This window comes from Mycobacterium sp. E2462, from assembly GCF_001672685.1.
In the GTDB taxonomy this organism is placed as follows: Bacteria; Actinomycetota; Actinomycetes; order Mycobacteriales; family Mycobacteriaceae; genus Mycobacterium.
In genome coordinates, this window is the sequence record NZ_LZKC01000174.1 from 1 (window position 1) to 11,183 (window position 11,183).

At 69.3% G+C, this 11,183-nt stretch carries 12 protein-coding genes, 2 tRNA genes and 1 pseudogene; 10 read left to right on the forward strand and 5 right to left on the reverse strand.

Going from position 1 to position 11,183, the window contains the following annotated elements; all coding sequences use genetic code 11:
• The 7 genes from gyrA to A5714_RS08330 form a co-directional block, all read left to right on the forward strand.
• Window positions 1-2,444 (forward strand): DNA gyrase subunit A (gene gyrA, locus A5714_RS08300; protein WP_068284497.1); only part of this gene is annotated, 2,444 nt, incomplete at its 5' end.
• A gap of 78 nt (window positions 2,445-2,522) precedes the next feature.
• Window positions 2,523-3,374 (forward strand): DUF3566 domain-containing protein, encoded by an 852-nt coding sequence (locus A5714_RS08305; protein ID WP_068067800.1) that lies wholly within the window; start codon window positions 2,523-2,525, stop codon window positions 3,372-3,374.
• A gap of 58 nt (window positions 3,375-3,432) precedes the next feature.
• A tRNA-Ile gene (locus A5714_RS08310) sits at window positions 3,433-3,509 on the forward strand.
• A gap of 150 nt (window positions 3,510-3,659) precedes the next feature.
• Window positions 3,660-3,732: transfer RNA gene (locus A5714_RS08315), tRNA-Ala, on the forward strand.
• Window positions 3,733-3,763: 31 nt separating this feature from the next.
• A complete protein-coding gene (locus A5714_RS08320; RefSeq protein WP_082959633.1) occupies window positions 3,764-4,675 on the forward strand; it encodes a helix-turn-helix domain-containing protein in 912 nt (303 codons plus the stop codon).
• Entirely contained in the window at window positions 4,629-5,036 is a 408-nt protein-coding gene (locus A5714_RS08325; RefSeq protein ID WP_068067803.1) for a VOC family protein, read from the forward strand. Before A5714_RS08320 ends, A5714_RS08325 begins: the two co-directional genes overlap by 47 nt.
• 4 nt (window positions 5,037-5,040) lie before the next feature.
• Window positions 5,041-5,394 (forward strand): VOC family protein, encoded by a 354-nt coding sequence (locus A5714_RS08330; RefSeq protein ID WP_068284499.1) that lies wholly within the window; start codon window positions 5,041-5,043, stop codon window positions 5,392-5,394.
• 26 nt (window positions 5,395-5,420) lie between these two features.
• Here A5714_RS08330 and cwsA read toward each other — a convergent pair whose 3' ends face one another.
• Window positions 5,421-5,855 carry a cell wall synthesis protein CwsA gene (gene cwsA, locus A5714_RS08335; RefSeq protein WP_068067807.1) on the reverse strand — a complete coding sequence of 145 codons (435 nt, stop codon included), beginning with the start codon at window positions 5,853-5,855 and terminating at the stop codon, window positions 5,421-5,423.
• A gap of 145 nt (window positions 5,856-6,000) precedes the next feature.
• On the opposite strand from cwsA, the gene A5714_RS08340 reads away from it, so the two are divergent.
• Window positions 6,001-6,549, forward strand: coding sequence for a peptidylprolyl isomerase (locus tag A5714_RS08340; protein ID WP_068067810.1), 549 nt, complete (start codon window positions 6,001-6,003; stop codon window positions 6,547-6,549).
• 35 nt (window positions 6,550-6,584) lie between these two features.
• Here the strand turns inward: A5714_RS08340 and A5714_RS08345 are convergent, their stop codons facing one another.
• Both A5714_RS08345 and crgA read right to left on the reverse strand, forming a co-directional pair.
• Window positions 6,585-7,010, reverse strand: a complete 426-nt coding sequence (locus A5714_RS08345) for a PH domain-containing protein (protein WP_068284501.1) — start codon at window positions 7,008-7,010, stop codon at window positions 6,585-6,587.
• Between the two features lie 155 nt (window positions 7,011-7,165).
• Window positions 7,166-7,447, reverse strand: coding sequence for a cell division protein CrgA (crgA, locus tag A5714_RS08350; protein ID WP_068067813.1), 282 nt, complete (start codon window positions 7,445-7,447; stop codon window positions 7,166-7,168).
• A 127-nt stretch (window positions 7,448-7,574) separates the two neighbouring features.
• On the opposite strand from crgA, the gene A5714_RS08355 reads away from it, so the two are divergent.
• Entirely contained in the window at window positions 7,575-8,318 is a 744-nt protein-coding gene (locus A5714_RS08355; protein ID WP_068067816.1) for a DUF881 domain-containing protein, read from the forward strand.
• 37 nt (window positions 8,319-8,355) lie between these two features.
• A complete protein-coding gene (locus A5714_RS08360; RefSeq protein WP_068284505.1) occupies window positions 8,356-9,039 on the forward strand; it encodes an aminodeoxychorismate/anthranilate synthase component II in 684 nt (227 codons plus the stop codon).
• Here A5714_RS08360 and pknB read toward each other — a convergent pair.
• Window positions 9,017-10,894, reverse strand: coding sequence for a Stk1 family PASTA domain-containing Ser/Thr kinase (gene pknB / locus A5714_RS08365; protein ID WP_068067821.1), 1,878 nt, complete (start codon window positions 10,892-10,894; stop codon window positions 9,017-9,019). The genes A5714_RS08360 and pknB overlap by 23 nt on opposite strands.
• Window positions 10,891-11,183, reverse strand: a pseudogene (locus A5714_RS08370) (serine/threonine protein kinase); the annotation flags it as partial. The gene pknB and the pseudogene A5714_RS08370, both read right to left, overlap by 4 nt.

Sequence of the window (11,183 nt, forward strand, 5' to 3'; positions counted from 1 at the left end):
AGCGCAGCTACATCGACTACGCGATGAGCGTCATCGTCGGCCGCGCGCTACCGGAAGTGCGTGACGGCCTCAAGCCGGTGCACCGTCGCGTGCTGTACGCCATGTACGACTCGGGATTCCGCCCGGACCGCAGCCACGCGAAGTCGGCCCGCTCGGTCGCCGAGACGATGGGTAATTACCACCCGCACGGTGACGCGTCGATCTACGACACCTTGGTGCGCATGGCGCAGCCGTGGTCGCTGCGCTACCCGCTGGTCGACGGGCAGGGCAACTTCGGCTCGCCAGGCAACGACCCGCCGGCGGCCATGCGGTACACCGAGGCGCGGCTCACCCCGTTGGCGATGGAAATGCTGCGCGAAATCGACGAGGAGACAGTCGATTTCATCCCGAACTACGACGGCCGGGTGCAGGAACCGACCGTGCTGCCCAGCAGGTTCGGGAACCTGCTGGCCAACGGGTCCGGCGGCATCGCGGTCGGCATGGCCACCAACATCCCGCCGCACAACCTGCGTGAGCTGGCCGAGGCCGTCTACTGGTGCCTGGACAATCACGAGGCCGACGAGGAGGCCACGCTGGCCGCGGTGTGCGAGCGGGTCAAGGGCCCGGACTTCCCCACCCACGGTCTGATCGTCGGCTCGCAAGGCATCCACGACGCCTACACCACCGGCCGCGGCTCCATCCGGATGCGCGGAGTCGTTGAGGTGGAAGAGGATTCGCGAGGCCGCACCTCTTTGGTGATCACCGAGCTGCCGTATCAGGTCAACCACGACAACTTCATCACCTCGATCGCCGAGCAGGTCCGTGACGGCCGGCTGGCCGGCATCTCGAACATCGAGGACCAGTCCAGCGATCGCGTCGGGCTGCGCATCGTCGTGGAGATCAAACGCGACGCCGTGGCCAAGGTCGTGCTGAACAACCTCTACAAGCACACCCAGCTGCAAACCAGCTTCGGCGCCAACATGCTCTCGATCGTCGACGGGGTGCCCCGCACGCTGCGCCTCGACCAGATGATCCGCTACTACGTCGCCCATCAGCTTGACGTCATCGTCCGGCGCACCACCTACCGGCTGCGTAAGGCCAACGAGCGCGCGCACATCTTGCGCGGTCTGGTCAAAGCCCTCGACGCCCTCGACGAGGTCATCGCGTTGATCCGGGCGTCGGAGACCGTCGACATCGCCCGCACCGGCCTGATCGAGTTGCTCGACATCGACGAGATCCAGGCGCAGGCCATTCTGGACATGCAGCTACGGCGCCTGGCGGCGTTGGAGCGGCAGCGCATCATCGACGACCTGGCCAAGATCGAGGCCGAGATCGCCGACCTCGAGGACATCCTGGCCAAGCCCGAGCGGCAGCGCGCCATCGTCCGCGACGAGCTCGCCGAGATCGCCGACAAGCACGGCGACGACCGGCGCACCCGCATCATCGCCGCCGACGGCGAGGTCAACGACGAGGACCTCATCGCCCGCGAGGACGTCGTCGTCACCATCACCGAGACCGGCTACGCCAAGCGCACCAAGACCGACCTGTACCGCAGCCAGAAGCGCGGCGGCAAGGGCGTGCAGGGCGCGGGGTTGAAGCAGGACGACATCGTGCGGCACTTCTTCGTCTGCTCGACGCACGACTGGATCCTGTTCTTCACCACCCAGGGCCGGGTGTACCGGGCGAAGGCGTACGAGTTGCCGGAGGCGTCGCGTACCGCCCGCGGCCAGCACGTCGCGAACCTGCTGGCGTTCCAGCCCGAGGAGCGCATCGCCCAGGTGATCCAGATCAAGGGCTACGAGGACGCGCCCTATCTGGTGCTGGCCACCCGCAACGGGCTGGTCAAGAAGACCAAGCTGACCGACTTCGATTCCAACCGCTCGGGCGGCATCGTGGCTATCAACCTGCGCGACACCGACGAGTTGGTGGGCGCGGTGCTGTGCTCGTCGCAGGAAGACCTGCTGCTGGTGTCGGCCAACGGCCAGTCGATCAGGTTCTCCGCGACCGACGAGGCGCTGCGGCCCATGGGCCGCGCCACCTCCGGCGTGCAGGGCATGCGGTTCAACGCCGACGATTACCTGTTGTCGCTCAACGTGATTCGCGAAGGTACTTACCTGCTGGTGGCCACGTCGGGCGGCTACGCCAAGCGCACCGCGATCGAGGAGTACCCGGTGCAGGGTCGCGGCGGGAAGGGCGTGCTGACGGTGATGTTCGACCGACGCCGCGGCAAGCTGGTTGGCGCCCTGATCGTCGACGACGACAGCGAGCTGTACGCCATCACCTCGGGCGGCGGCGTGATCCGCACCGCGGCGCGCCAAGTCCGCAAGGCGGGACGCCAGACCAAGGGTGTCCGGCTGATGAACCTGGGCGACGGTGACGAGCTGCTGGCGATCGCGCGCAACGCCGAGGAAAACGCCGACGAGGTGGTCGAGGAGGCGGCCGGCGCCGAGCCGTCGGACAGCTAGCCGTGGGCAAGGAACTACACTCGGCCCGATGACCATGCGGGCCGCCGTGCGGCCCGGTAGGAGATCAAAGGAGTCGGGGTGACCTCACCGAACGAGCCGGGCGCCCCCAAGAAGGGCGACGGCCTCAATGGGGACGGTTCGGCCGAGCGGGCCGGCGTCCACCGCGCCGCACCGCCCACCCAAACGGGACGCACGCCGGACGCCGCGGACGCACCGCCGTGGCAGCGCAGCGGCGCCCGGCCCGCGCCCCACCGGCAGAGCGAGCCGCCCACCTCGGGCCCGGGCGGGGCCGACGCCCGGTTGAACCGTTTCATCTCCGGCTCCGGCGCTCCCGGCGGGTCGAAGAGCGCACCCTACGACGCCGACGCCGGCCGCGGCGACGCCGCGCCGCCCGCCGAGGCCTACGCGAGCGAGCTGCCCGACCTGTCCGGCGGCGTGCCCCGCGGCGCGCAGCGCAAGGCCGCGCCCGACCGCGGCGCGGAGGCGACCAGCGGATCAGCCCGCGCGGCGGCCGCGGAGAACCGGGAGGCCCGCGACAGCCGGGTCCAGGTGTCGCGGCGCACTCGCGGGCCGGTGCGGGCCAGCATGCAGATCCGCCGGATCGACCCGTGGAGCACCCTGAAGGTGTCGCTGCTGCTCTCGGTGGCCCTGTTCTTCGTGTGGATGATCGCGGTCGCGTTCCTGTACCTGGTGCTGGGCGGCATGGGCGTGTGGTCGAAGCTGAACAGCAACGTCGGTGACCTGCTGAACAACACCAGCGGCAGCAGCGGCGAACTGGTGTCCAGCGGCACCATCTTCGGGGGCGCCGTCCTCATCGGCCTGGTGAACATCGTGCTGCTCACCGCGGCGGCCACCATCGCCGCGTTTGTCTACAACCTGGCGACCGACCTGATCGGCGGCATCGAAGTGACCCTGGCGGACCGCGACTAGGATTTTTGGGAGTACGGCGGCCGTTGCGGTAATCTCGTCGCTCGGCCGTATGCGATACGGGCCTATAGCTCAGGCGGTTAGAGCGCTTCGCTGATAACGAAGAGGTCGGAGGTTCGAGTCCTCCTAGGCCCACCACCATGTGCCCGTCAAGACGCTGCGTAAGACTCGTATTGCCCCTGACCGTGGCAGCGGTGCTGGCAGCGGCGATGCGGTCACGGCGCGGGGTCGAGGTATGGCACGTGGCGGTGGACGACCCGTCGGGTCGGCCGCCTGCTGATCGGTAGAGGGGCCTTAGCTCAGTTGGTAGAGCACCGCCTTTGCAAGGCGGGTGTCAGGGGTTCGATTCCCCTAGGCTCCACAAGCCCGGCGCGCGCCGCTACCGTGGCGGTATGCCCGACGACGACGCTCCCACCTGGACCTTCGTCGCGGCGCCAGCCGGAACCGCCCCCGGCGTCGTCTCAATGGTCGGCTATCGCGCCCTGGCCAGTCCTCCCGAGATCCATCGCGGCCTACCGTCGCCAACCCTCACCTTCATCGTCAGCCTCGACGAGGGCTTACGGGCGGCCAACAGTCGTGACGCGCTCGGTGTTGGCCAACCCGTTCCCGTGCTGTTGAGCGGATTGCAAGACAGCGTGGCGCACGTGCGGCAGCAGCGCGGTCAGGCCGGTGTGCAACTGGCGGTGCATCCCCTCGCCGCGCGGGCGCTCTTCGGTGCGCCGAGCGCGGAGTTGAACATCCCCGACTTCGACGGCAGCGCCTTGCTGGGCCGCCGGGCCGCCGAATTGCATGAGCGCGTGGCCGCCACGCCGGACTGGGACCAGTCGTTCGCCACCATCGCGACGTTTCTGCGAGAGGGGCTCGACAGGCGTGGCGGTGGGTCGGTGCGCCCGGAGGTCCGGCACGCCTGGCATCTGCTGGGCCGCACGTGGGGCCGCATGCCGGCAAACGCGGTGGCCGACCGGGTCGGCCTCACGCCGCGCCATTTGACCACTCTCTTCCAGCGGGAGGTCGGCCGTTCGCCGAAGGCAGTCGCCCTCCTGATGCGATTCCACCGCGCGAGGTCGCTGCTCGCCGATGCGGCCCGGCGCGGGCCGCTCGAGCTGTCGACGATCGCCGTCGACGCGGGGTACAGCGACCAGGCCCACCTCACCCGCGAATTCACCCGGTTCGCGGGGACGCCGCCGCGCCGCTGGCTGGCGGAGGAGTTCCGAAACATTCAAGACGGCGGCCACCGCATCAGCTCAGACTGCGATCATGACTGCCTCGAATCCAAGTGTCTGGCTGACGCTGCAAGCTCATGACGCGCCGCGACTGATCGACTACTACCGTGCCACGTTGGGATTCGTCCTCGCTGCGCGGTACGGCGATGGCGACACCGTCGACCACGCTCAGCTCAATTGGCCTGAGGGCAGTGGCGCGATCATGCTCGGCAGCCACAACCCCGACGCGGCCCATTCGCGCGAACCCGGCACGGCGGGGGCCTATGTCGTCACCGCCGACCCGGCAGGGCTGTACGCGCGCATCGTGGAGCGAAACGCTGACATCGTGCGTCCACTCAGCGAGACATGTTACGGCGCAAGGGAATTCATGGTGCGCGACCCGGAGGGCAACCTATGGTCATTCGGCGACTATCCCGGGGCGCCATGCCCCACGACGGCCTGACGCCATGCGCGCGACACACATCACCGCAAACCTCGTGACCGCCGACATCGAAGGCGCCGAGGCCTTCTACCGCGACTATCTGGGGCTCAGCGAGGAGGAATTCAATCTGGGCTGGGTGGTCCGCTACACCTGTCCCCAGACGCGGGTGAGCGTCCAGCTCGTCACCCGCGACGCCACCGCCTCCGAAGATTCGGTGATCTCGGTGCACACAACCGACGTCGAAGCCGCCTACGCCGAAGCGCGGGAACGCGGCTATGAAATCGTGCACCCCCTCACGACCGAGCCGTGGGGAGTGCATCGCTTCTTCGTCCGCGCGCCGAATGGCGCCGTCATCAACATCGTGGGACACCCCGACTGAGCGAATGGGGTGGCCGACTGCCCGACCTAAGGACGCGGCTGCACGTCGACGCTCGGCGGGCGCGGAGAGAGCTCTTGCGGGCCCGAGCGCGTCGAGCGGCGAACCACACTGAACGCGACGGCGCCGCCGGCGAGCACGGCGACGGCCGCTCCCCCGACGATCCACGCGCGCCTGCCACGGCGCTGAGAACGGCGGGCCTGCTGTAGCGCCTGGGGCAGCCCGGTGACGACCTGCTGCGCGGCGGCCAGCTCCTGGGAAAGGGTCTCCTGCGCCGCGGCCAGCTCACGGGCCAGCCGGCCTTCCCGGTAACGGCGACGAAGCTGCGCCGCGGCCGACTGCGCGGATTGTGCACCCAAACCGAGGGCGCCGCGGGTCAGGTCGACCGGCCCCACTGTCGAATAGGTGAGGCCGCGGGTGAGTCGTTGCCGCGGCGTCAGCCGGGATTCCGTCTTTGCGCGCATCTGCCGCCTTTCTGCGCCGCCACAACATGTTTGCGAGGTTTGCGGTCACGCTAGCCCAGCGGCGAAACGAACCGCCAGCGTGGGGCCGTCGGCGTGGCCAACCGCGCCGGGTGACCGGCACCGGGTGCGGGCCGCCGCATGCCTAGTGGCAGACTCTCATCCCGTGACCAACAGCCCCAATCAGACCGCGACCGCCACACTGCACACCAACCGCGGCGACATCAAGGTTGCCCTGTTCGGAAACCACGCCCCCAAGACCGTCGCCAACTTCGTCGGCCTGGCCCAGGGCACCAAGGAGTACTCGACCCAGAACGCGTCGGGAGGCTCCTCGGGCCCGTTCTACGACGGCGCGGTCTTTCACCGGGTGATCCGGGGCTTCATGATCCAGGGCGGCGATCCGACCGGAACCGGTCGCGGCGGCCCGGGCTACAAGTTCGCCGACGAGTTCCACCCCGAGCTGCAATTCGACAAGCCCTACCTGCTGGCCATGGCCAACGCCGGCCCCGGCACCAACGGCTCGCAGTTCTTCATCACCGTCGGTGAGACCCCGCACCTGAACCGCCGCCACACCATCTTCGGCGAGGTCACCGACCCGGAGTCCCAGAAGGTGGTGGACACCATCGCCACGACCTCCACCGACGGCAACGACCGCCCCACCGAGGCGGTCGTCATCGAGTCGATCACCATCTCCTAAATCTCCCAGCTCTCCCCTGCGCCGCCGCGGGCCGCTCAGCGCTGCTGACGGCCCGCGTAGCCGGCGTCCGTGAGCGCGTCGAGCACGTCCAACGGGTCCGTGCCGAGGTCCCAGCGCGAGAACAAGACGAGGTCTCCCCCGGCGGTCTCGACCTCGAGCAGCCGCACCTTGCGCGCATAGCGGCGGAACTCCGTGATGCGGATGATCTTGATGTCGTCGCGTCGTAATACCTGCGTCTTGAACCAGCCGCGGATCGCGAGGCCGGCCTCGGTGATTGCCAGTTTTGGACGCGCGTGCCAAGAACCGCCGGCAAACACCAGCAGCCCGGCCGCGGCAATCCCGGTCAGAAGGCGCCCCGGCCCGTCTGTGACCACCGTCACACAGGCGGTAGCCATCAACACACCCACAACGCCGCAACCAGCGATTCCCGCGGGATGCGGCTCCCAGTGTGTTTGCTGCATGTGCCCCTCCACCCTCCTCACCACGGGCAACGCGCTTATCCACAAGCGCTATGCACAGTGGGGATAAATCACACGCGTGTGATTGGGTCCTCGACAGGTTGCTGGCGTGGCGGCGCGACGGGCGGGAAATGAATTCATCGGCCCCGCCGCGTCGCTCAGTGCCAGCGCATGGTGAGCAACAAGCCGGTAATCATGAAGGCGAACGCGATCGCGTAGTTCCACGGGCCTAATTGAGCCATCCAGTTCAACGCCGTCGGGGCCTGCGTGCCCACGGCGGCCAACTGAAACACCATCAGCCAGACCAGGCCGATCAGCATGAGGCCGATGAAGAGCGCCACGAACCACACGCTCGACGGCCCCACCTTCACCTTCACCGGCGTGCGGCTGACCGCGCGGACGGTGAAGTCGTTTTTCTTGCGGACCTTCGACTTGGGCATGACTACCTCGGGGATGACCTCGACGACACGGGGAACGGGGCGGGGTGCGACGATAAGACCGCTCGTGCACCCAAACTTGGCTACGAGACTAACCCACCTGGCCGCGCGACCAGGAAACGGAGAGCCGATGAGCGAGACGCGGCGTTCCCCGTGGCGGTTCGGCGTCCCGGTGGTCTGCCTGCTGGCCGGCGTGCTGCTCGCCGCCACGCACGGGGTGTCGGGTGGCGCGGAGATCAGGCGCAGCGACGCCCCGCGGCTGGTCGACCTGGTTCGGGAAGCGCAGTCGTCGGTCAACGGGCTCAGCGCCCAGCGCGACGAGCTGGCCCGCAAGATCGACGCGGCGCACGGGCGGTCGTCGGACGCCGCGCTGGCGGCCATGCTGCGGCGCTCCGCCGAGCTCGCCGCCGAGGCGGACATGACCCCGGTGCACGGGCCGGGCCTGGTGGTGACGCTGGAAGACGCGCAGCGCGACGCCAACGGCCGCTTCCCGCGCGACGCCTCCCCCGACGACCTGGTGGTGCACCAGCAGGACATCCAGGCGGTGCTCAACGCGTTGTGGAGCGCCGGCGCCGAGGCCATCCAGATGCAGGACCAGCGCCTGATCGCCACGTCCATGCCGCGCTGCGTGGGCAACACCCTCCTGCTGAACGGCCGCACCTACAGCCCGCCGTACACGATCACCGCGATCGGCAACTCGGCGGCCATGCAGGCCGCGCTCGCCGCCGCCCCGCTGGTCGTCCTCTACAAGCAGTACGTCGTGCGATTCGGGCTCGGCTACAGCGAACAGGTCAAGCCCGACGTGCAGCTCGTCGGCCACTTCGAACCCGATCGGCTGCACTTCGCCCAGGCGGCGGGTCCCATCGACCACTGAACCCGGTGCCCGCCGCGCCGGACGGTAACCTGGCACGATGCGGATTCTGGTCGTCGACAACTACGACAGCTTCGTGTTCAACCTGGTCCAGTACCTGGGGCAGCTGGGCGTCGAGGCCGAGGTACGGCGCAACGACGACGACCGCTTGACCGACCAGGCCGCCATCGCCGAGCAATTCGACGGCGTGCTGCTCAGCCCCGGCCCGGGCACCCCCGAACGCGCCGGCGCGTCGATCGGGCTGGTCCGCGCGTGCGCCGCCGCGAGCACTCCCCTGCTCGGGGTGTGCCTGGGGCACCAGGCCATCGGGGTGGCCTTCGGCGCCACCGTGGACCGCGCCCCCGAGCTGCTGCACGGCAAGACCAGCAGCGTGCTCCACACCAATGCCGGTGTGCTGCAAGGACTTCCGGAGCCGTTCACGGCCACCCGGTACCACTCGCTGACCATCCTGCCCGAGTCGCTGCCGCCGGCGCTCGAGGTGACCGCGCACACCCAGAGCGGCGTCATCATGGGCGTGCGCCACACCGAGCTGCCGATTCACGGCGTCCAGTTCCACCCGGAGTCGATCCTCACCGAGGGCGGCCACCGGATGCTGGCGAACTGGTTGGCGTACTGCGGCTGGGTGCGCGACGACACCCTGGTGCGCCGGCTCGAGAACGACGTCCGCGCCGCCGTGCGCCCCTACTTCCCGGACCCGGCGGCTACTGACCGAACTTCAGCGTGATGATGCCGTCGCGGTTGACGCCGGACCCGGCCGGCGGGTTCTGATACACCACCCGGTGTGACTGGGAGCCGCCCGCGTCCACGTCGGCGCCCTTGTCCAGGATCCCCGTCCAGCCCAGGGCGCGCAGCCGCGGCTCGGCGTCCGTCCAGAACATCCCGCTCAGGTCGGGCATCACGAACTGGTTGCCCTTCGACACCTGCAGCTCGATGATCGAGTCCACCGGGACCGTCTGACCCTTGGGCGGGTTGGTGCCGATCACCTCACCGGCCGGGCGCGGGCTGTCCACGGGCGCCTGCGCCAGCTTGGTGAACCCGTAGACCGTCAGGTTCTTCTGCGCGACGTCGACGGTCTGGCCCGCGACGTCGGGCACCTGCTTGGTCTCCGGCCCGGAGCCGACGATCACCGTGATCACGTTGGTGATCGCCGAGGTCTGGTTGGCCGGCGGGTTGGTCCCGATCACCTTGCCGAGCAACTCGGGCGTCGACGGCGAGTTCGCCTGCTTGAACTTGCTGAACCCGGCGGCCTTGAGCTTGGTGACGGCGTCGGCGTAGCTCAGCGACGACACGTCCGGCACCTCGCGCTGCTCGGGGCCGGTGGAGACGTTGATGGTGATCTCGTCGCCCGCGCCGACGGACGCGTTGGCGCCCGGGTCGGTCCCGATGACATGGTCGGGCGGGATCGCGGAGTCCGGCTTTTGCAGTGTGCGGGTCTTGAAGCCACGGTTCTGCAGCGCGGCGATGGCATCGGCCGACACCTGGCCACGCACGTCGGGGACCTGCACGTCGCGGGTGGTGCCGCCGAAGGTGTTGAACGCGATGACGACGACGATCGTCAACACCGCCAGCGCGGCGACCGCCACGATCCAGCGGCCCACCGAGCCGCCGCCGTCCTCGTCGCCGACACGCTCCAGGGGCTGGCGGGGCAGCGGATCGGTGCGCGGCCCGGGGAAGGCGCCGCCGGTCGACAGCAACGAAGTCCGCTCGGCGTCGGTCAGGACCTTGGGCGCCTCGGGCCGCTCCCCGTTGTGCACACGCACCAGGTCCGTGCGCATCTCCGCGGCCGTCTGGTAGCGGTTGTCCGGGTTCTTCGCGAGCGCCTTGAGGACGACGGCGTCGAGGTCGGCGGAGATGCCCTCGTGGCGCTGCGACGGCGGGATCGGGTCCTCGCGGACGTGCTGGTAGGCGACGGCTACGGGCGAGTCGCCAGTGAAAGGTGGCTCGCCCGTGAGGATTTCGTAGAGCACGCAACCTAGCGAGTACACATCGGAGCGGGCGTCGACGGTGTCGCCGCGGGCCTGCTCGGGCGACAGATACTGCGCGGTACCGATCACCGCGGCGGTTTGGGTGACGCTGTTGCCGCTGTCGGCGATGGCGCGGGCGATCCCGAAGTCCATCACCTTCACCGCGTTGGTGTGCGAGATCATGATGTTCGCGGGCTTGACGTCGCGGTGGATGATGCCGTTCTGGTGGCTGAAGTTGAGCGCCTGGCAGGCGTCGGCGATGATCTCGATGGCCCGCCGCGGCGGCAGCGGCCCGTCGTTGTGGACGATGTCGCGCAGGGTCACCCCGTCGACGTACTCCATCACGATGTAGGGCAGCGGGCCGGTCGGCGTCTCCGCCTCGCCGGTGTCGTACACCGCCACGATGGACGGGTGGTTCAGCGCGGCGGCGTTCTGGGCCTCCCGCCGGAAGCGCAGGTAGAAGCTCGGGTCGCGGGCCAGGTCGGCGCGCAGCACCTTCACCGCGACGTCGCGGTGCAAGCGGACGTCGCGGGCCAGGTGGACCTCGGACATGCCTCCGAAGCCGAGGATCTCGCCGAGCTCGTAGCGGTCGGACAGGTGCTGCGGGGTGGTCATTGCGGTGTCTCGGGTCGGTCCGGCCAGCGGATGTGGAAGGCGGCGCCGGCGCCGCTGGGCGTCTTGCTCGCCGGCGGCGCCGATGCGGGAGGAGTGCCCGTGTCGGTCACCGTGGGCGGTTGCTGCTGTTGGTCGGCGCGGGAGTTGATGACGATGAGGACCGCGATGATGATCGCGAGCGCGCCCAGCACGCCCGCGGCCCACAGCAGCGCGCGCTGCCCCGAGGAGAAGGTGCGCCGCGCCGGCGGCGGCCGGTGGCTCCCGGTGGCCGGCCGGGAGCGGCGGCAGG

Coding starts and splice junctions, on each gene's coding strand:
- cwsA (WP_068067807.1), bottom strand. CDS start 5,855: ATGCGCGCAAAGACGGAATCCCGGCTGACGCCGCGGCAACGACTCACC.
- A5714_RS08355 (WP_068067816.1), top strand. CDS start 7,575: ATGAGCGAGACGCGGCGTTCCCCGTGGCGGTTCGGCGTCCCGGTGGTC.
- A5714_RS08330 (WP_068284499.1), top strand. CDS start 5,041: ATGCGCGCGACACACATCACCGCAAACCTCGTGACCGCCGACATCGAA.
- crgA (WP_068067813.1), bottom strand. CDS start 7,447: ATGCCCAAGTCGAAGGTCCGCAAGAAAAACGACTTCACCGTCCGCGCG.
- A5714_RS08360 (WP_068284505.1), top strand. CDS start 8,356: ATGCGGATTCTGGTCGTCGACAACTACGACAGCTTCGTGTTCAACCTG.
- A5714_RS08320 (WP_082959633.1), top strand. CDS start 3,764: ATGCCCGACGACGACGCTCCCACCTGGACCTTCGTCGCGGCGCCAGCC.
- pknB (WP_068067821.1), bottom strand. CDS start 10,894: ATGACCACCCCGCAGCACCTGTCCGACCGCTACGAGCTCGGCGAGATC.
- A5714_RS08345 (WP_068284501.1), bottom strand. CDS start 7,010: ATGCAGCAAACACACTGGGAGCCGCATCCCGCGGGAATCGCTGGTTGC.
- A5714_RS08325 (WP_068067803.1), top strand. CDS start 4,629: ATGACTGCCTCGAATCCAAGTGTCTGGCTGACGCTGCAAGCTCATGAC.